Genomic DNA, 20,979 nt, shown 5'->3' with positions numbered 1-20,979 from the left:
TTAAAATTTAGCTTTTTAAGGTATGCTTTAAATGGGTATTACAAGGCCACACCAGTCACATTTCGTGGCAACTTTCTGCGCCAAGCTTTAAATTATGTCAAAAAAGGAAGTTATTATATTGAAACGTCTAACTAAGCGCCGCCCACCCGCAATTCTAGTTGTTGCGGGACTACTGCTCATTTTAGCCTTATTAGCACATTTTCAAGCTGCCCCGCTCACTTTTATTGATCAAACACTGGCAACGCCTTTGCAAACGATCGTCACCCCAACAAAGACTTTTCTGCTACGTTTGATCAGTGTGATCGCCCAACCATCAATGGCGGTTTTGTATGCAGTAGTCTTGATCGGTGGACTGTGGTATTTCCAACATCGGGCAGCAGCCGTCTGGGTGCTGGTTACGTTTGGTATCGGTGGTGCCGGCTCGTGGCTTTTGAAATTTTTAGTTGCTCGTCCGCGCCCAACGGCCCATGTATTGGTAGCCGAAAATGGCTATAGTTTCCCCAGCGGTCATGTTTTCAGCGCCGTTATGATCATCAGCCTACTCTATTACTTATTTGCCCGCCCATTACCCCGACTTTGGCAACGTTTAGGGTGTTTACTCGGTGCTGGCATTTGGCTGGGTCTGGTGGTCGCTGCCCGCGTTTACCTAGGTGCCCATTATCCCAGCGATACCATTGCCGCACTGCTACTAGGCTATCTGTGGATACGCTTAGCTTTATGGCTTTATCAACATTACTATCCACAATTACAAGCGCGCCTAGAAAGTAACCCTGCACCGAACATGCGTCATGGTCAAAAGAAATAATAAAACGATATCCTGTAGCTTATTTGTAATAAACCTGGTCCTAATGGTCAAAATGATTAAAGCAATATATCAATTTGATGACATCAACCCTTTAAACTAGTTTTTTGCTGCTAAATTACCTAAAATAGGAACCAACAAGACAACGACTATTTTTAAGGATGTGATATTATTTTTGGAAAACGGCCCCTTTTGCGGCAAGTTTCAGATGGTGTCCAGACAGAATTACCTCGTTATTTCACGAATTACTTATGGAATTTTTATGACTCGTTACGCGCCCAAGATACACGCTTTCCTTATAGTGTCGTCTTTGTGATCGTTAAACAAGGTCAACACTGTGATGTTTACTGTAATCAATTTAAGCCAGCAGAACATTTGACCCTTGAACTAATCGACAACGCGTTGGTTTTACCGGATGAAATTATTATTCAGCAACAAGCTGATCGGCAACTGATGCGTTTGGCAGATGAATTAACTCAGCTTTGAGGCCTGCTATGCAAACAAAAATTGCTCGTTTTTTTACCTTAAGTCTCAATGTTGCGATGTTTATTTTAGGACTAATTATGTTATCCTTTCTACTGCGTGAAGGCTATTATCTTATTAATTTATTATTTCAACCCGGTGCTGAACGCCACTTCGCAAAAATAGCTGAAGCAACGATCGCATTCTTCCTATATTTTGAGTTTATTGCTTTAGTTAAAGCCTTTTTCGAAGAAAACGCCCATATTTCACTGAACCGGTTCATCTATATCGGTATCACGGCTTTGTTGCGGGTGATCATCGTTTATCACGATGATGCACTGCAAACCTTATTACTGGCTTTAGCAATCTTGACGCTAGTCGGCGCCTTGCAACTGATCCCTAAGGCCAGTGATCATATCAATTAAACGGTTCGGTCACATAATCATCTAGTCAAAAAAACAGCGCCGGTAAAAGTAGCTTTTCGCTACCTTTACCGGTGCTGTTTGCTAGGTTACGCTATAAACACGACCGCCTATTCACTAGCTGGTCGCCGTAAAATGGCGGTGGCAGTCGCCGCTAATTCACTTTCTGGTAAGACATAAACTTGGCCACCTAGTTGCAAAACTTGCACACTCAGTTCATTCAATAAATTAGTTGCCTTAGCAGCACTGCTCCTAGTGTCTAGCTGATCACCGTCTAATCGTCCAACAACCGCTGCCCCTTCAGCAACAAATAATGTGGCAACATTGCCCTCGGCAACCCGCTGGGTGATCGCACCTAGCTCACTGATATACTTTTTAGCAGAACGGGCCCGATCAACTTGACTGTGCAGAACCGCCATGACTTCAGTTGCCAATTGTTGATTAAGCTGCGCCACAACCTTGGCGATCGCACTACGATCTAATTTGGCCGGCACTTTATTGAGCTGCGCATTTTGTAGCAAATATTTATTTTTGCTCAATTTCCGAAAAATGGCCTGGTTTTCGCTGACTGCCAACAGAATCAACGGTTTTTGCGTAGGCTTGGAATAATTAGCAAGGATATAATCATCAACTTGCTTGAAATAATTTTGCGTATCGCTGGCCTGACTAACAGCCTTAAGATCACTGCCATGAACGGCCTGACCAGCACCGACACCAGTTCTTGTTGTCCGGGTTTTGCCGCTGGTCAATTCAGTGCCCAAAGCCTGAACACGCGTCAATGGTGCTTCTGCCGGTAATTCAATTGGGGTGGCTACCCCTTCAGTGACATCCCACAACGCAATACTGTCTTGGCTGACCTTCAACAACTGATAGTCCCAACTAAATTGATCATTAGCAATCAGTGGCAATGCATAAACAGTCGCACCAACATGCACGCTATTTTCCACCGGCCGGGCTAAGGGATAAACGAAAGTATCCGTTTGCCCAACAACCACCACAATACTCGTTGCGCCATTATTCCCTAGTGCCCGTAACTGCAACACCGGCGCTAAATTATTCTGATAAGTGGTCCACTCTTTTTCGGTAAACTGCGTGACAAAAGTCGTCTTAGCCTGTTGTATTAAATGCCGTAAAGTTGCCTTATCCTCAGCAATATCGCGTTCGTAAGGTGAAACCTTCATGAAAATAGAAATAAATGGCCCTTGTTCACCTTGCGCCTGAATCAATTGTGCTAGATCATGTTGCAATGCTGCCATAATAATTCCTCCCCAGAAATCAAGCCTGAAAGCAGTTACTCAAAGCGTGGCGTAAAAGGCCTAACAGTCAGCCTTTTGCGCTCTGTTTGCACCAAATCTGTCAAAACATTGACCAAAATACTGGCAAGATATACCTTAGTTACAGCCCTATCTTAGCATTTTCATATCTTTTGTTCAAAAATGTTCACACTGCTAACCGCCGGCTTAAATGCAAATAAGCATAAAAGTGAAAAACAATGCCACCGATCAATAACAGCGCCCCTAAACTAACTGAAAATGGTGTCGCGATGATCGAGGCCAGATAAATAAGCATACTGCGCAAGGGATCGTAACTGATGGTAGCAAATAACTCTGGATCGACCTGCTTTGATTTCAATTCAGGATGGGCTTTTAAATAGCGGTACAGTAGCAAGAAGGTCGCGGAAATAAATAACGCGATCGCCGCATAACTGACAAACGCCACCTGTAGATCACGCCGATCATGCTGCATTAATGTATGAGACAATAATGACGTCGGATAATTGATCAAGGTGATCGCAAATAGCATCAATAAATTCAATAAGTTAACGTTGCGATCAATCTGGGCAAACACACTAAATAAATCATGGTGAAACAGCCACAAAATACCAATATACATAAATGACAAAAGATAAGCCGCCAACACCGGCCATTGTTGCACCACTGCCGTCAATAAATGTCCAGTGCGGTACGTTGGCACCTTAAAATCTAAAACTAAAATCGTGATCAAAATAGCAAAAACACCATCACTAAATGCAAGTAACCGGCTTAGTTTCATTTGGTTTATCCCCCTAAATTATTGTCATTATACCGCATTGCGCATCTAAAAAGCGTTGCGGTAGCTTAAAACAAAAATACCGGGTAAGCCATAGCGGTAAGTGCCATGGTTACGCGGTATTTTTAGGTCTAACTATTCAAACACAAATTGGTTATGGTACAACTCAGCGTAGAAACCATTTTGTTCAACTAATTCGTGGTGAGTCCCTTCTTCAATGATCTGACCATCTTTAAGAACAATAATTTTATCAGCGTTTAAAATCGTCTTCAGACGATGCGCGATGACAAATGAAGTTCGGCCAGCAATAGCCGCCTCCATGGCCCATTGAATCTGTTGTTCAGTGACTGTATCTACATTTGACGTTGCCTCATCTAAGATCAAAATCTTCGGATCAGTTAGAATAGTACGGGCAATTGAGATCTGCTGCTTTTGACCAACTGAGAATACCGAATTATTGTCGTCAACATAAGTCTCGTACTTATCTGGCAAGCTCTCGATAAACTCGTGAATATGGGTGGTCTTGGCTACGGTGATCACTTCATCCATTGTTGCCTCTGGTTTACCAAAGCGGATATTATCCGCGATCGTCCCAGCGAATAGCACAGATTCTTGTAGCACGATCCCAACTTCTGAACGTAGACTATCTAGATCAAACTTACGAATATCTGTACCATCATATTTGATGACCCCACGATCAACATCATAGAAACGGTTCATCAAGTTCATCACGGTGGTTTTACCAGAACCAGTAGGGCCGACTAAGGCGACCATCTGGCCTTTATTCACGTTAATATTCACGTCTTTGAGGATCGGTGTATCCGGTAAATAGCCAAAATCAACGTGCTCGATCTGAATACCTTGATCCATGCGGTCAAATTGCGCACCATTTTCTGGACGCACTTCATCTGGCTCATCGAACATCACGTTTAAGCGCGTGGCCCCAGTTATCGCTAACTGTAGTTGACCAAACGATGATGAGATCTGCATGATCGGATTATAGTACTGCTGTGCGTACTGAATGAATGTGACCACTAAACCTAACGCGGCCGCGGCGCTTAACGATTTATCATTTAACGCAATTTTAGTCCCTAGGAAAATCACTAAAGCCACTGTTAACAACGAAAAACCGTTCATCAATGGCATGATCATTCCTGACCACAATTGTGCACCAAAAACTGATTTTTGAACTTTTTTATTGCGCACAACAAAACCATCAATAGCGTCTTGTTGTTGGCCTTCAACGATGATCGCTTTTTGACCAGAAATTTTTTCATCCATATAGGCGTTTAAATCGCCAATATCGGCTTGTTGGCGGTCAGTGTAGCGTTTGGATTGGATAATGATCACGATCGCGCATAAAATCGCGATCGGCGTCGTGGAAACCGTGACCCACGCCATGCTCACATTTTGCCGGAATATCATGATCAATACCCCGATAAATAAAGCCACGTTAGTCGTCACATTGACTGCTGCCTGGTTTAATGTATTTTGAATATTATCTAAGTCAGAAGTAAAACGAGCGAGAATATCGCCATCTTCGTGCCGATCAAAATACGCAATCGTCATTCGCTCTAATTTGCCAAAAAGACCTTTCCGCATTCGATTGGTGGAATGCGCCACGATCCGTGTAAATAACAGCGTATAGATCAGCTGCGCGACACCCGTCATAACGTAGAAACTAAATAACTTTTGCATTGACGCATAGAAGTTGGCTTTACTAGCCGGTGCCGATAATGCCACATGATGCAAACTACTGATCGTCGTCCCTTTAGGTAAGGAGGACAAAATGCTAGCCGGTACATTGGCATCCGTTAAATGTTTCCAGTTAGTCGGCATTGCGGCCATTTTCTGTAAACTATCAATGGTCGTCCCTTTAGGCAGACTTGATAAAACTTGCTGCGGTACATTGCTGCTGGTCAAAGTCGTCCAATCAATGTTATGTCCAGCGGCCTGACTCATTTTAGCCGCAATGTTTTGCAAAGCATCTTGAGATTGTGCGGCCCCGGCGGCGATTTTCTTCAAGGCCTTGATCGCATCACCCGCGTGTTGATGGGTGAAAAAGTCGGTCACGTAAGTAGTCAGATGTGTGATCGCATCTCCTAGCACCACTGGCGCTGCAACTTGGAGATAGGTGGCAACAAAAATAAATACTGCAATGACCAAAAACTGGAGCTTATATTTCTTTAAATAGAGGTAAAAGAATTTTATTGCGCGCATGGTATCATTCATTGTCCTAGTCCTCCTTTGCTTTCTGCGTTGCGTAGATTTGACGGTAAACTTCTGAACTAGCCACTAATTCCTTATGCGTACCTGTAGCCACTAATTTACCAGCGTCCAGCACTAAGATCTTATCAGCATGGACAACTGAAGAAATTTTCTGGGCAATAATGATCGTTGTGGTAGCACTTAATTCCCGGTTAAAGGCCTCTTGCACCAATTTTTCGGATCGCGCGTCCAGCGCAGAAGTTGAATCATCTAAGATCAGAACTTTAGGTTGCTTAATGATTCCCCGCGTGATCGACAAGCGTTGCTTTTGGCCACCAGAAAAGTTGTTACCCCGTTCTTCAACAGTTGCATCATAACGTTCCGGTAGCCGATCAATAAATTCGGCGGCCTGTGCGATTTTGGCAGCACGATCCATATCTGCTGCGTTGGCGTCGGCCTTACCTTGCTTCAAATTACCAGCGATCGTGCCGGAAAAAAGAATCGCCTTTTGTAAAACGATGGAGATTGTCTTCTTCAATGTTCCTTGTGAAACATGGCGAATATCTTTGCCACCGACTTTAACGGTACCTTCAGTGGGATCAAATAGCCGCGGAATCAATTGCGCTAACGTCGACTTACCAGCACCAGTTGCACCAACGATCCCAACCATTTGCCCAGAAGCGATTTTAAAGCTGATATTTTTTAATGTCGGCGTTTCATCGTTGGGATAGGCAAAGGAAACCTGATCAAATTCAATTGAGCCGTCAAGGTCCTCATCGGCAACCGTGTCATAATGCATTGAAGTCTTAACATCTAAGACTTCGCGGATCCGCCCCATGGAAACAAAGCCACGGGAAGCAAACATCGACATCATGCCACCCATAATAATGGCGAACATGATCTGCATCATATATTGCATAAACGACATAATACCGCCTAATTGGTCTTGTGCCGTTGACGGTGATTTAGTGATAAAGGTGGAAACAAACATGATCGCCCCAAAAATAGCTAATTGCGAAATAATCGTAAAGGTGGGGATCATCGTCGAAAAAATATAGCCAACTGCTAAGTTATGCCCTAGCAATTCGTCAGATTCTTTATCGAATTTTTTAGTTTGATTTTTTTCTTGAACAAATGATTTGACCACGCGGGCACCACGTAAATTATCGCGCGCAATCGCATTGATACGATCCATTAATTTCTGAAAGGCCGAAAAATGCGGGCCCATTGACCGCATTGATAACCCAGTGACGATCACGATCAAAACAACCATCACAACAATGATCCACCACAGTTGTGGCAAAGTGATAATTGATAGGATGAACGCACCGACAAATAACAACGGCACCCGAATCAAAATTTGGAAGACCATCATCATCAACATTTGAATCTGATTAATATCGTTCGTCATGCGCACAACTAAGTTAGCCGACTTAAACTTTTCAATATCAGCGTACGAAAAAGTCTGAATTTTACGAAAAGTCATTTCCCGCAGATCAGCTGAGATCACCTGGGCAATCTTAGCCGCCGTGATCGTATTCAAAACTGAACCTAGCAAACCAATAACTGCGATCACTAATAATGCCACCCCGTAGTGGCTGATTTTATCAATTTTTCCTGCCGTTGATAACGAAGTATTTGCCATGACACTTAAAATGCTTTTCATATAGCTTGGTTGCCATAAGGTTGCCCCGACTTGGATCAACATCGTCAGCAACGCCGCAATGACCAGCATTTTATACTTACTAATTGCCTTGATCATCATATCAGTATTCCTCCATGTACAATTTGTTATAATGCCGAAGTAAGTTATAATGAATTAGTACTCCAACAGTGTTGGATACCAACGCAAAAAAATCGCTTTAAAAAACAAAGCGGTTTTTATTGTATCAAATATTAAACAACAATACAATCTCTTTTTTGCGACTGTTTTGGACTATTCTTAGACAGCACAGCTAAAAATAAAGCTTAGTCATTAAGGAGGAGTAGCTGATGGCGACCCGTAAAATCGACCGTGAACAGATTATTGAACAAGCCTTAAAAACCTTAGCAACCAGCAACTCTTTCGCCGATTTTTCCCTACGTAAAGTTGCGGCTGATCTACACATTGACGTGTCAACCCTTTATTGGCATTTTAAAAACAAACAAGAAATATTACAAGCTATGGCGGAAGCCGTGATCACCCAAGTAACGATCCCCGCCACCGATTTAGAATGGACGACCCAATTAAAGCAATTATTCAGTAATGTTTTTGACATTTATGAACAATACCCGCTATCAGCCACCTTAATGATCGAAACGATCCCCTCAGCACTGGTTCGTTTACAGTTGATCGAGCGGGCCATTGCGATCATGACGGATGTTGGGATCGACGAGCAAACGGCCAACGTTGCCGTGACTTCCATTGATTTTCTGTTAACTGGGGTGATGATCGATCTGACAACTGAGGCTCATTTTCGGCAAAAGATCACGGCCGAAAAAAATCAGAATTTATTGACCCACGTTAAAAAAATTCATGAATTAGCGCAAAGTCATCATTTGACCCACATGCAAACTTCGATCAAAATGCGCAATCAGTTTTCCGCTAAGCAACAATTTGCAATGGGCCTAGATCTTATTATTGAAGGATTAAAGCAACACTTACCAACAAAAAACTAGCTATTGATCCAATAAAGCAGTTCACGGAGGTCCTGCTCATGAAAGCTGACGATAAAAAAAGACTGCTCGCTAAAGTGGCCTATTTATACTATGTGGAAGATTTCACCCAAGCCGAAATTGCCCAAGAACTAAATATTTATCGCACAACGATCAGCCGAATGCTGAAACAAGCTCGTGATCAAGGAATCGTCACGATTCAGATCAATCATTTTAATACTGATTTATTTGATTTAGAATTACGTTTCAAGCAACACTTTGGGCTTAAACAAGTGATCATTATTCCTAATTATTCTGGTGAAAACAACCAACAAAAAGAACAGCGCTTATCAGCCGCAGCCGCCCGTTACCTCAAACAAATTATCAAGCCTAAAAGCGTGGTTGGTTTTGCTTGGGGCGCCGTTTTAGCCGGCATGGTCGGCCAACTGCATAATACCGCCAAAACCGATGCGACCTTTGTGCCACTGGTTGGCGGACCCAGCCCATCAAATTCCCAATATCATGTTAACGGCATCGTCTACGATGCCGCGCGTCAATTCGGCGGTCATAGCCTGTTCGTTGACGCAGCAGCCGTTCAAGAATCCAAATACATTCGCAATGGCATTATGAATTCAAAGTATTTTAATACCATTCAATACTACTGGCAACACTTAGATATTGCGTTTGTCGGTATTGGCGGTCCACTAACCAATAGTTCTAGTCGTTGGCGTGATCTATTAACTGCTGCGGACCGTGATCTCCTCAAGGAACGGCAAGCAATCGGTGATTGTTGCTGTACTTTTTATAATCGCCACGGCAAAATTCTGACTGGCGATCTGCTCCAACGAACGATCGCCATTCCGTTGGAACAATTAAAATCTGTCGCCAACACAGTGGGGGTCGCCCATTCGCTGACCAAAGCCCCTTCGATCAAAGCGCTATTGGGGATGCACATCTTAAATACCTTGATCATTGATGAAGAAACAGCATTACGGGTGCTGGATTTATAATCAGCTTGAATCATTTTTGCACATCTGTGCTAAATTAGTCTTTCTTAATTCAGTAAATACCGGTTTATCAGCATTTTAGCCGGATAAAGCGCTCACCCGCGTTCCATTTTTATGGTCAAACAAAAGCACACTTGTTATGCTTAATTTATCAAAACAAAGGCAATAAAAAAAGGAGCGCTGATCATGGAATTTCTATTAGATACGGTTCATATCCCCGACATTGAAAAATATAACGCGATTATCCCGTTAAGTGGCATCACGTCTAACCCAACGATTTGCAAAAAGGAAGGTCCCTTCGAATTTTTTGACCACATGCGGGCCATTCGTAAAATCATCGGTCTGGACAAAACCTTACACGTTCAAGCCGTTGGTCAAACGACTGAAGCAATGCTGGCCGATGCCCACACGATTTTACGTGAAATCGATGATCAAGTTTATATTAAAATTCCAACTAATGAGGCTGGATTAAAGGCAATCAAACAATTGAAAGCCGAAAATGTGCACGTCACGGCAACAGCAATTTATACCAGCTTTCAAGGCCTGCTGGCGATTCAAGCCGGCGCTGATTACATCGCTCCCTACTATAATCGGATGGCCAACATGAATATCGACGCTACCCAAGTGATCGCCAATTTTGTTAGCGCGATCCAACGTGATCACGCCCAAACTAAAGTCTTGGCCGCCAGCTTCCATAATGTTGAACAAGTGACCACGGCGCTGAACACTGGTGCGCAAGCCGTCACCATGGGCGTGGATATTCTAAAGGCCGGCTTAGGTATGCCCGCAATCGGCCAAGCTGTGGCTGATTTTACCAGCGATTGGGAAAGTAACTTTGGTGCTGGTACGACGATTGCTTCGTTGAGTTAAATAATGTGTTTTTTACTTTATTTTTATTTCTACACAACAGTTTATTAATACATGCAAGAACGCGGCCTAGGCGATTAAAACTATTAATCGTCTAGGCCGTTTTCTTACTTCAGTTCTTTCACTCGCTGCTCAATTTCATCGCACACTTGACGAAAAACTGCTAAGATCTCAGATTTCCGCTTCGCTCCCTTTTTCGGCCATCATTTGAACTGCTCGCAGGTTGCAATCTGCTTTACTTGTGATCATCGCCCATTATGAAACTAATTCATACTACAAAAACAATCATACCAAAAAACCGCCGATTAGAGCGGTTTCTTTTGCTGAGCATGAAAATACTACTTGAGTTTACCTGACCGAACTGATCCGCTTTATTGCGATCATTAAAATAGCCAAACTATTTAAGCGCCCTTACAACGGCCTCCCCAACTAAACGAGCAGATTGCGGATTTTGCCCAGTGATCAACTGGCCATCGACAACTAAATTTTCTGTATAAGCTGCGGTCTTGGTATGATTTGCACCTGCTGCTTTCAGTTCGTCTTCAGCGAGAAATGGTACAGCCTGAGTCAGTTTATTGATTGCTTCTTCTTCATTTGTGAATCCAGTGAGGTTCTTACCTGCAATAAACTTTGAACCATCTTCATTAGTAATAGGTAATAAGCCAACAACGCCATGGCACACTGCTGCGATTATTCCGCCACGATCATAAATTGCCTTCGCAATCGTTGCCAGTTCTGTGTTGTCCGGAAAGTCCCACATGACACCATGACCACCAGCATAATAGATTGCATCATAGTCGGCAGGGTCAATTTCACTGGGCTTTTTAGACTTGCCTAGGGCATCATTGCGAAAGTCGGCACAATTGTAGAATTTCCAGTTAGTTGCGTCCATTGCCGTGCTAGATACACTTCCTGGATCTAGGGGCACATAACCACCTTGGGGACTAACGTAATCCACATCAATATTATGCTCCACCATAACTTCATTAAAATGTGCTGCTTCACTTAACCAGACACCAGTAGCTCGGTCAAGTGTGGCAAATTTGTTTACATTGGTCAAAACAACTAATACTTTAGACAATGAAATTACCTCCTCGTATACTAAGTAGTTAAAGCAAAAGCTTACTTTTTATAAGCACATGATTACAGTATAGCAAAACTTGAATAATATCAATTCGTGTTTGGAATGTTATTATTCTTTAATGGCGTAATAGCACTTCATTTACTTAAATAATCTGATAATAATTCAGATGTGGGCGTAGAACTAGTAACTTAAGTATGGTCGTTAAATTATCCGTGATCGCTATTTGCGCATTGCCTGCTAAAGTCAATTTTGCTAAAAAAGCAGAAATTTTATGCTAAGATTAAGAGCAAAACAGCACAACCATGAATTACTGTTTTTAATAATTAGGTTAAAAAACATTTTTATGCAATCCTTTATGAATACGAGGTAAATTTTTATGAAAGCAGCCGTGATCAATGAATATGGTTCCGTAGATCAATTAAAAATAATCGACATAGCCTTACCTAAAATCAAAGCTGATGAAGTCCTGATTGCGGTTAAAGCAACCGCAGTCAATCCTGTTGATTGGAAACTACGCCGCGGCGATTTAAAGGTGCAATTCCCATGGGCGTTTCCGATCATTCTCGGGTGGGATGTTTCTGGAGTAGTACTAGAAACCGGCCGATCGGTTACGAATGTTAAAGTAGGGGACGCTGTATTCGCACGGCCAGATATGAGCCGACTAGGTACTTATGCTCAACAAACAATTGTTAAGGCAAATAAAGTGACACAGAAACCAAAAAATTTAACGTTTAATGAAGCCGCTGCGGTTCCGTTAACCGCAATTACCGCTTGGCAAGTAATTCACGACCAGTTAAACATTAAATCTGGACAACAAGTGTTAATTCAGGCTGGTGCTGGTGGTATTGGCATGTTTGCCATTCAATTTGCAAATGAATTAGGCGCTAAGGTCGTAACAACGGCCAGTCGGCATAATTTTAAATTTGTTAAAGATCTTGGTGCTACGACTGTAATTGACTATCATGAGCAATCGATCACTGATTTGACCACTAAATTCGATGCTGTTTTTGACACAATAGGTGCAATCAGCGAAGGTATGCAAACTTTAAAACCAAACGGCCGGCTGGTATCAATTGAAAAAGATCCCGGAAAACAAAAATGGCCACACGGAAAAACAGCTTCCTACTGGTGGACCGACCCAAACAATAAGGACTTAAAAACAATTGCTAAAATGCTAGAACAAGATAAAATCGTTGTCCCGATCGACCGTCTTTTTCCATTCACTGAACAAGGCGTTAGGGCCGCACAGCGCTTGAGTGAATCACATCAAGCAACTGGCAAGATCGTAATTTCGATGACTGCGCAATGAAACCTCATGCAGATCAGTTCAATCAAATATCTTTTGCGGTTAGTTTAAGCTTTGCGAAAAAATTTGATAACCAAATTCATATAAACGCAAAAAATAGCCAGATCTCAAAGTTATCCTAGCCACTTTATCAGCAAATAACGCGTCACCTAATCATCGCCAGATTTTTGGTGGACCTCGCTTATTATGCGTAGCAAGTATTTTTTGGTTGTATACCTCACCAACTGTTTTATCGGCCAAATAGTGCTTTAGCTGTGTTATTGTAACAACTATACTTGGTTGCTTGATCCAGTAGGTCATTTTTTAGCTATTGTGGCGCCGCCAATCATAAATTAAGCCGGATCGCTGAATTGATCACTTTCCAATGTATCTATGCTCAACTGAGCCATAACTATTGTCAATTCGCTAATTGGAATGCCATCGATCCGATCAGCGCAAAAAAACTCACCAACGACTAAAAAGTGGTCATTGATGAGTTTTTTATTTGATATCAGTGAAATTTTGAGATCAGCGCGTTTTTCAAAGTTGCTTTTAACAACCTTAATTAGTCAACGTCGACTTTTTGGATCCAGCCTTCTGGCGCTTCAACATCGCCGAACTGGATGCCAGTCAATGTGTCGTATAATTTCTTCGTCACTGGGCCGACTTCAGTTTCGGAGTAGAAGACGTGCTTGTTGCCTTCATGGGTAACACTGCCGATCGGTGAGATAACTGCCGCAGTCCCGCAGGCACCGGCTTCTTTAAAGCGGTCGAATTGGTCAACGTAAACGTCACCTTGTTCAGTGCCTAAGCCTAAACGTTCTTTAGCTAAATACAATAGGGAGAATTTAGTGATCGAAGGTAAGATCGATGGTGATTTAGGTGTCACAAAAACATCATCCTTAGTGATCCCAAAGAAGTTAGCTGAACCAACTTCTTCAACTTTACGATGAGAAACGGGATCAAGGTAGATACAATCACTATAGCCATTTTCATGTGCATATTGGCCTGGGAACAAGCTAGCTGCGTAGTTACCGCCGACTTTGTTAGCACCAGTCCCTTTATGGGCCGCACGATCATATTCGGAAGTGATGAATGCGGTTGGCGTCAAGCCGCCTTTGAAGTAGTTACCAACGGGCATGGCGAAAATTGAGAAAATATATTCTTTAGCGGGGTGAACACCAATGTTACCACCGACACCAACCATGTAAGGCCGTAAGTACAAAGTACCACCGTTACCGTAAGCAGGCACGAAATCTTTGTTGGCTTTAACCACTTGCTTAACGGCGTCAACAAATTTGTCTTCTGGGAAAGCTGGCATCAAAAGGCGTTCGCATGATTTAGCCATCCGCTTAGCATTTTCGTCAGGCCGGAATAAGTTGATACTGCCGTCTTTAGTCCGATAAGCTTTCAAACCTTCAAATGAGCCTTGACCATAATGTAAGATAGTTGAACCTTCGTTGATGTGGATATTAGCATCATCAGTTAAACCTTCATCTTGCCACTTACCATCACGGTAATACGCGCGAAAACGGTATGGCAGGTCCATATAATTGAACCCTAAATTATCAAAATCAACTTCACTTGCTTTAACTGACATGATGTTTCCCCCTTAAAATTATAAAACAATGATTTTTATTATTTAATTTTAATATTAAGTTTAGTAACCTACCGCAACTTTGTCAACCTTGTTTCGGAAATTCCTGTTTAAACTGGGCCTTTTAGGTATTATAATTACATTTACTTTAATCTTAATATAACGTATAGTTAAGTTAATCTATATTTTGAGGTGAGTGTTCTCATGAAAAAAGTAATTGCCACAACCCAAGCACCTGCTGCTTTAGGGCCTTATTCGCAGGCTGTTTTAGTCGATAGTACCTTATACGCTTCCGGCCAAGTCGGGCTCGACCCTGCCACTGGTCAATTAGTGGCCACCGATATCCAAGGTCAAACTAAACAAGTTTTGGCTAATATTGGTCAAGTTTTAGCCGCAGCAAACATGACTTATGCCGACATCGTTAAAACCACGATTTTTCTCGACGATGTGGCTACCTTTGCCACCGTCAACAATCTATACGCCGCCGCTTTTGCTGATGCGCCGGCGTTACCGGCCCGTTCCACCGTTGAAGTTGCAAAATTACCAGCTGGTGCATTGATCGAAATTGAATTCATCGCAACTAAATAAGTTGGAAAACGCGCACCGTAGTGGCTGCGCGTTTTTTGCGTTCACTCTTATTGCGGATAAACAGCCAACCGCTGATCACCTAAAGTCGCTGTCTGAATCGGTGCTGGATAAAAATCAGACAGCACTTCTTTAGTCAGCAACTCCGCACGCGTTCCTTGACGAACGATCTGCCCATCACGTAATAACAAAACGTTTTGAAAGCACGGCAGCAGTTCCTCTGTGTAGTGCGAAACGAATAACAAGGCCGGACTATCTGGTGCTTCCGCCAGCCTAGCCACGCGCTGTAACAAACGTTCGCGGGCAAACAGATCGAGCCCATTACAAGGTTCGTCTAAGATCAATAATTGCGGCTGTGCCATCAAAGCTCGTGCAATCAGCACCGTCTGACGTTCACCTTGAGATAAAACTTGATAACGTTTGCCGATCAAATCCCCGCCCCCCATTTGGCTAAGGATCTGTTTAGCTTGCGCCATATCGGCATGCGTATACGCCTCGTAAACACCAATACTGGCAAATTTACCGGATAAAACGATTTTTTCTACCCGGTCGCCGACATGTAACGCATCTTGTAAGGCAGTACTGACCCAGCCAATTTTGCGGCGTAATTCAGGAATTGAGGTGTGCCCAAAAACACCACCTAAAACTTCTAAGCGACCAGTAGTGGGCCAGAGATCACCATAGATCAACTTTAAAAGTGTGGTTTTACCCGCACCATTTAAACCTAAGATCGCCCAATTTTCCTTAGTCTGCGTCGTCCAAGTAATATGCTTCAAAATTGTCCGGTCGCCACGCTCTAAAGATACATTTTTGAAATCTAAGATTTTTGCCATGACTTCACCTCCACAAGACTAAACCATCATTGTGTATAACATCTGATTCTCTTTTAAGTTGATATAATGCGGATCAAACTGTGCCAGTCGTTCCAGCAAACCAGGTAACGTGGCTTTGTCACCTAGGCGAACACCGATCAGAACAGGCCCTTCGCCGCGATTAACTTTCTTGGTGTACTCAAACTTAGTGATATCATCATCGGGACTGAGAATTTCGCTGACCACTTCCCGTAAGGCGCCTGGTCGTTGCGGGAAATTGACGATAAAGTAATGCTGGTAACCTTCAAAAATCAAGGAACGTTCTTCGATCTCTTGCATGCGGTTAATATCATTGTTACCGCCACTGACCACGCAGACGACTGTTTTGCCCGCAATTTTTTCTTGTTGATCTGCTAACGCCGCCACACTTAAGGCACCGGCCGGTTCAGCTACGATGGCTTCTTTGCTATATAAATCTAAAATGGCGCTGCAAACTTGGCCTTCCGGTACGGCGATCACATCATCGACATATGCTTTAACGTTGGCATAAGTCAGATCACCGACTTTTTCCACCGCAGCCCCGTCCACAAATTTATCCATTTCGCTAAGCGCAATCGGTCCCCCAGTAGCCAGGGCCGCCTTCATGGAAGCAGCACCAGCCGGCTCAACGCCAACTACTTTTGTCGTTGGATTGGTGCCTTTAACGTAAGCGGCCACACCACTGATCAGGCCGCCACCACCAATTGCAGCAAACATGTAGTCAACGTTGACCCCGGCCTTAGCGGCATCGGCTAAAGTTTCCACTGCTAAGGTTCCCTGGCCAGCCATCGTTCGCTTATCATTAAATGGTGCAATGAAAGTCTGCTGATGTTCCTGACAAAAAGCTTCCGCTGCAGCTGCGGCGGCATCAAAGGTGTCACCGATCAGCTTAATGGTCACATCATCGCCGCCAAAGAACTTCACTTGGCCTACCTTTTGTTTAGGTGTCGTCACCGGCATAAAAATTGTCGCTGGTACGCGCATTTGATGACAGGTCCAAGCCACCCCTTGGGCATGATTACCGGCACTGGCACAAACAACGCCGTGTTTTCGCTGTTCTGCCGGTGTATCGGCAATAGCGTAATAAGCGCCACGAATTTTAAATGAACGGACACTTTGTAGATCTTCACGTTTTAAGTAGACCTGGCAATGATATTTTTGTGACAGATAAACATCATATTGTAATGGCGTGTGGCGAATAATCGGCCGCAACACCTCATAAGCTTTGTCGACGTCAGATTTAGTAAGTAATGCGGATTGTAGCGCGACCATCTAGTCACATCCCTTCAAGTTATTGGTCATGCAAATTTAAAATTATCTGTACTGCATTATGTGTTATGAATAGTTTCGCCAGTTAGACTGGCGATATGTAAAGAAAAAGAGCCAGGGACCAAGTTACCCTTGACTCATTTTTCCAACGCTCATTTTAAGCGCTTTTGGCACAAACGCTGTCCCTAACGATCAGTCACTATATTTGTCAGCATCGTTGACAAATGGCATATGGGCACGTAATTCCGCACCGACTTGTGATAATTGTGAGTTAGCTGAACGTTCGCGTAAACGATAAAGTTCTGGGAAGCCCGCACGGTAATCAGCCATAAATTCTTTAGCGAATTTACCGTTTTGGATGTTAGTCAAAGCATCTTTCATGGCTTGCTTCGATTCTTTACCAACGACCTTAGGACCAACAACGTATGAGCCATATTCTGAAGTATTTGAGCAGTCTTGATACATCTTGTTGAAGCCGCCTTCGTAGATCAAATCACAGATCAATTTCATTTCATGTTCAACTTCAAAGTAAGCCAATTGTGGTGAATAGCCAGCTTCAGTCAAAACTTCAAAACCAGTTTCGATCAAGGCAGTGACCCCGCCCATTAAGACGTTTTGTTCACCGAACAGATCTTCATCAGTTTCTTCTTTGAAGGTTGTCTTCAATAGTCCGGCACGAGCGGCGCCGTTAGCTTTAGCCAATTCTTTTGATTTATCTTCGGCATGGCCACTTGCATCTTGTTCAGCACCATAAAGTGCGGGAACACCAAAACCTTCTTTATAAGTCCGGCGGCATAAGTTACCTGGGCCTTTAGGTGCCATCATCGTAACATCAACGAATTCTGGAGGTACGATTTCTTTGTAATAAACATTGAAGCCATGTGAGAAGCCAAGTGTGTTGCCTGGTTTCAGATGGTCGGCAACTTCGTTTTTATAAACGTCCGACATGACTTCATCTGGTGTCAGCATTTGAACAACGTCACCTTTTTCAGCGGCTTCCGCAACTGAATAAACTTCAAAGCCATCTTTTTTAGCTTTATCAAATGATTTACCAGGACGAACACCGATGATAACGTGGAAACCGGAATCGCGGAAGTTGTTTGCTTGGGCATGACCTTGAGCACCATAACCAATAACGGCAATTGTTTGACCTTCCAAATAATTAGTGGTGACATCCTTCTCGTATAACATTTCTACTGACATATAAAACCCTCCATTTTTCGAATTGAAAACAGTAACCACACTGTTTTCTGTAACCAAATTTATCGCAAACTTTCGTCTTTCTTCCTATATAATAGAAAGTTCTGAAAATTGTGACCTACAATTAGTGGAACCTATGTTTCAGGCTTTTTTGAGATAGCATTGTGAAGTTGAACGCGATTGTTGACTGGTTCACTCACATTGAATAGCTAAAACGTGTTCCAAAGGGCAACTTCTTCCATATAGCTACGCTTGCCGAACGCTCCACTGCGTGTAGCTTATCGTCAAGCTAGGCTATATTCCAGAAGCTGGGCGCCCTTTGTCACACTCTAGCCTTCTGCTCGGGTAAAGCCTGCAACCCCTGTTCGGACAACTTGAGTAACACCGTACGGTTGAACCACGCGAAGTAAGGCATTGACCTTATCACGTGAACCGGTGATCTGTAACATGAGTGAATCCAGTGCGACATCCACGACGTCAGCGCGGAACGGTTGCACCATTGCGAACAACTCCGCCCGTTTGTTCGCAGCTGCGTTGACTCTAATCAACGCTAACTCACGTTCAACATGTGGTTGATCCGTAATATCATGAATCTCCAGCACGTCAATTTGCTTATTCAGCTGTGCAACTAGCTGTTTGGCGGTTGTTTCATTATCTAAATAGACAATGGCCGTTACCCGCGAGGCACTGTTATCACCTACCGGACTGATCGAAATACTGTTGATATTGACTTGCCGTCTGGTCAGCGTGCCGGTAAAGCGATTCAGTACGCCCGGATCATTGCTTAGTAAACAAGTAAGTACTCGCCGCATTTAATCACGCTCCATCATTTCATTATTCGGCTTACCTGGTGCAATCATTGGCATAACGGGTTCTAACTCCGGAATCGCCACTTCGATCAGCGCGGCATGGGTTGTGGCAAAAGCGGCGGCCAAGTCGGCGGCAACTGTTTGCGGATCGGTAAGATGATGTGCTGTGATCCCATACGCTTCAGCTAACTTAGTAAAATTAGGCTGATGGTCAAAAACCGTAGCCGAACGACGACGATCATAAAATAAATCTTGCCATTGCCGAACCATCCCTAACATGTGGTTATTTAATAGTACAATTTTGATATCCAGATCATTAGCTGCGATCACTTCCAGCTCTTCGCTGGTCATTTGGATACCGCCATCACCAATAAACAAAACCACTTGCTTGTCCGGTGCAGCTAGCTTAGTACCAATTGCTGCCGGAATACCAAAGCCCATCGTGCCTAAACCACCACTGGTGATCAATTGGTGCTGATGTTTAAACGGATAATACTGTGCCGCCCACATTTGATGTTGCCCGACATCGGTGACCACGTAGGCATCGCCGTGAGTTAGCTCTCCCACTAATTCAACAACTTGCTGGGGTTTGATCTCCGCTGTGCCTTTTTCGTAACTTAACGGATGTGCCGCTTGCCATTGTTGTAACTGTTGCTGCCAAGCACTGACTTCCGGTTTAGTTGCTGAACTACGTAACATCAATTGTAAAACGGCTTTGGCATCACCTTCGATTGGGTAGGTGGCTGGGATGATCTTCCCAAGTTCAGCCGCATCAATATCAATGTGCGCGATCGTCGCGTAAGGTGCAAATTTTTGTGGAGCGGTTGCTAAACGATCATCAAACCGCGAACCTACATTAATTAACAGATCACATTCGGATAACGCTATGTTAGCCGTATAAACACCGTGCATACCACCCATACCGAGAAATAACGGTGACGCATTGGGCATGACCCCAAGTCCTAATAATGTCGAAACAACTGGGACTTGGTAACGCTGCGCAAATCGTTGCACTTCGGTTTGCGCTGCGGCGGCGTGAACGCCATTGCCGACTAAGAGTAGCGGTTTATGAGCCTGACTCAAGGCAGCCATCAACGCCGCTACCTGCCGCTTATCAATTTCTGGTGTTGGCCGATATTGTGGTAAGTTGACCGCAGCCGGTAAGGGTGCATTAGTTGTGGCGTTAACAATATCCTTAGGCAGGTCGATCAAGACGGGCCCCTTACGACCAGTAGTCGCAACATAAAAGGCCTCGTTGATGATCCGTGGTAAATCGCGAACATCATGCACTTGATAATTATTTTTCGTGATCGAAGCGGTCATGCTGAGCACATCAGCTTCTTGAAAGGCATCACTGCCGATCGCGCCAGTCCCAACTTGGCCAGTAAAAACGACGATCGGGGCGGAATCCATCATAGCATCGGCAATCCCGGTGATCGCGTTAGTGGCACCAGGTCCACTAGTAACGAAGACAACCCCCGGTTTACCAGTTGCCTTGGCATAACCTTCAGCAGCATGTGCAGCCCCTTGCTCATGACGAACAAGTATGTGGCGGAATTGTTGCCGATAAACGGCATCATAGAGCGGGAGGACTGCGCCACCCGGATAGCCGAAAATCATTTCGACATTTTGTGCAGTTAATGTATCAAGCAATAATTCAGCGCCATTACGTTCTGGCATGGCCTGTTCTTCTGGTGCTTGCATCTGCTCACCTCCGTTTGATTAAAATACGATTAGAATTGATGTAACTTAATTTACTCTTATTTTTGAAATTGTCAACTGCTTTTTGAAACTTTTTTTAAAATTGTTTTAACAGCGGCTCTAAAAGGCGGTGACATGCACTTTTCT

General features: G+C 43.6%; 18 protein-coding genes and 1 pseudogene. 8 read left to right on the top strand and 11 right to left on the bottom strand.

Annotated features, from left to right (window positions below):
• The first annotated feature begins 118 nt into the window (after nt 1–118).
• The 3 genes from FFM78_RS00925 to FFM78_RS00915 all read left to right on the top strand — a co-directional run bounded on the left by FFM78_RS00925 (nt 119) and on the right by FFM78_RS00915 (nt 1,689).
• Nucleotides 119–805, top strand: coding sequence for a phosphatase PAP2 family protein (locus tag FFM78_RS00925; RefSeq protein ID WP_223876973.1), 687 nt, complete (start codon nt 119–121; stop codon nt 803–805).
• Nucleotides 806–994: 189 nt separating this feature from the next.
• Entirely contained in the window at nt 995–1,288 is a 294-nt protein-coding gene (locus tag FFM78_RS00920; RefSeq protein ID WP_171001801.1) for a DUF960 family protein, read from the top strand.
• Nucleotides 1,289–1,296: 8 nt separating this feature from the next.
• Complete coding sequence (locus FFM78_RS00915) at nt 1,297–1,689, top strand: phosphate-starvation-inducible PsiE family protein (RefSeq protein ID WP_137636558.1); 393 nt, start codon at nt 1,297–1,299, stop codon at nt 1,687–1,689.
• Nucleotides 1,690–1,796: 107 nt separating this feature from the next.
• On the opposite strand, the gene FFM78_RS00910 is transcribed toward FFM78_RS00915, so the two are convergent.
• The 4 genes and pseudogenes from FFM78_RS00910 to FFM78_RS00895 all read right to left on the bottom strand — a co-directional run bounded on the left by FFM78_RS00910 (nt 1,797) and on the right by FFM78_RS00895 (nt 7,708).
• Nucleotides 1,797–2,942, bottom strand: coding sequence for a baeRF6 domain-containing protein (locus tag FFM78_RS00910; RefSeq protein WP_137636557.1), 1,146 nt, complete (start codon nt 2,940–2,942; stop codon nt 1,797–1,799).
• 184 nt (nt 2,943–3,126) lie between these two features.
• Nucleotides 3,127–3,738 carry a TMEM175 family protein gene (locus FFM78_RS00905; RefSeq protein WP_137636556.1) on the bottom strand — a complete coding sequence of 204 codons (612 nt, stop codon included), beginning with the start codon at nt 3,736–3,738 and terminating at the stop codon, nt 3,127–3,129.
• 132 nt (nt 3,739–3,870) lie between these two features.
• Nucleotides 3,871–5,454: pseudogene (locus FFM78_RS00900) on the bottom strand (ABC transporter ATP-binding protein); the annotation flags it as partial.
• A 517-nt stretch (nt 5,455–5,971) separates the two neighbouring features.
• A complete protein-coding gene (locus FFM78_RS00895; protein ID WP_137636554.1) occupies nt 5,972–7,708 on the bottom strand; it encodes an ABC transporter ATP-binding protein in 1,737 nt (578 codons plus the stop codon).
• A gap of 227 nt (nt 7,709–7,935) precedes the next feature.
• Here FFM78_RS00895 and FFM78_RS00890 point away from each other — a divergent pair, with 227 nt between their 5' ends.
• From FFM78_RS00890 to FFM78_RS00880, 3 genes are all read left to right on the top strand, one after another.
• Nucleotides 7,936–8,601: a TetR/AcrR family transcriptional regulator gene (locus tag FFM78_RS00890; protein ID WP_137636553.1), complete on the top strand. Its 666-nt coding sequence runs from the start codon at nt 7,936–7,938 to the stop codon at nt 8,599–8,601.
• 38 nt (nt 8,602–8,639) lie between these two features.
• The gene (locus tag FFM78_RS00885; RefSeq protein WP_137636552.1) at nt 8,640–9,587 is read left to right on the top strand and encodes a sugar-binding transcriptional regulator; all 948 of its coding nucleotides are present in this window, start codon (nt 8,640–8,642) and stop codon (nt 9,585–9,587) included.
• 183 nt (nt 9,588–9,770) lie between these two features.
• Entirely contained in the window at nt 9,771–10,454 is a 684-nt protein-coding gene (locus FFM78_RS00880; protein ID WP_137636551.1) for a fructose-6-phosphate aldolase, read from the top strand.
• A 394-nt stretch (nt 10,455–10,848) separates the two neighbouring features.
• On the opposite strand, the gene FFM78_RS00875 is transcribed toward FFM78_RS00880, so the two are convergent.
• On the bottom strand, nt 10,849–11,532 hold the full coding sequence (locus FFM78_RS00875) for a type 1 glutamine amidotransferase domain-containing protein (protein WP_137636550.1): 684 nt from the start codon (nt 11,530–11,532) through the stop codon (nt 10,849–10,851).
• Nucleotides 11,533–11,911: 379 nt separating this feature from the next.
• On the opposite strand from FFM78_RS00875, the gene FFM78_RS00870 reads away from it, so the two are divergent.
• On the top strand, nt 11,912–12,844 hold the full coding sequence (locus tag FFM78_RS00870; protein ID WP_137636549.1) for an NADP-dependent oxidoreductase: 933 nt from the start codon (nt 11,912–11,914) through the stop codon (nt 12,842–12,844).
• A gap of 541 nt (nt 12,845–13,385) precedes the next feature.
• On the opposite strand, the gene FFM78_RS00865 is transcribed toward FFM78_RS00870, so the two are convergent.
• Nucleotides 13,386–14,420: a branched-chain amino acid aminotransferase gene (locus tag FFM78_RS00865; RefSeq protein WP_137636548.1), complete on the bottom strand. Its 1,035-nt coding sequence runs from the start codon at nt 14,418–14,420 to the stop codon at nt 13,386–13,388.
• Between the two features lie 201 nt (nt 14,421–14,621).
• Between FFM78_RS00865 and FFM78_RS00860 the strand changes: the two genes are divergently transcribed.
• Nucleotides 14,622–15,005: a Rid family detoxifying hydrolase gene (locus FFM78_RS00860; RefSeq protein WP_137636547.1), complete on the top strand. Its 384-nt coding sequence runs from the start codon at nt 14,622–14,624 to the stop codon at nt 15,003–15,005.
• Between the two features lie 47 nt (nt 15,006–15,052).
• Here the strand turns inward: FFM78_RS00860 and FFM78_RS00855 are convergent, their stop codons facing one another.
• The 5 genes from FFM78_RS00855 to ilvB form a co-directional block, all read right to left on the bottom strand.
• Nucleotides 15,053–15,835 carry an ABC transporter ATP-binding protein gene (locus FFM78_RS00855; RefSeq protein WP_137636546.1) on the bottom strand — a complete coding sequence of 261 codons (783 nt, stop codon included), beginning with the start codon at nt 15,833–15,835 and terminating at the stop codon, nt 15,053–15,055.
• An 18-nt stretch (nt 15,836–15,853) separates the two neighbouring features.
• A complete protein-coding gene (gene ilvA / locus FFM78_RS00850; protein WP_137636545.1) occupies nt 15,854–17,125 on the bottom strand; it encodes a threonine ammonia-lyase IlvA in 1,272 nt (423 codons plus the stop codon).
• A 189-nt stretch (nt 17,126–17,314) separates the two neighbouring features.
• Entirely contained in the window at nt 17,315–18,325 is a 1,011-nt protein-coding gene (ilvC, locus tag FFM78_RS00845; RefSeq protein ID WP_137636544.1) for a ketol-acid reductoisomerase, read from the bottom strand.
• Nucleotides 18,326–18,651: 326 nt separating this feature from the next.
• Complete coding sequence (ilvN, locus tag FFM78_RS00840) at nt 18,652–19,134, bottom strand: acetolactate synthase small subunit (RefSeq protein WP_137636543.1); 483 nt, start codon at nt 19,132–19,134, stop codon at nt 18,652–18,654.
• A complete protein-coding gene (gene ilvB / locus FFM78_RS00835) occupies nt 19,135–20,835 on the bottom strand; it encodes a biosynthetic-type acetolactate synthase large subunit (protein WP_137636542.1) in 1,701 nt (566 codons plus the stop codon).
• Between the last annotated feature and the right edge of the window lie 144 nt (nt 20,836–20,979).

It is taken from the genome of Loigolactobacillus binensis, from assembly GCF_005405165.1.
GTDB lineage: Bacteria > Bacillota > Bacilli > Lactobacillales > Lactobacillaceae > Loigolactobacillus > Loigolactobacillus binensis.
The sequence above is the reverse complement of the archived record's forward strand: the minus strand, read 5'-3'. Positions and strand labels throughout refer to the sequence as shown.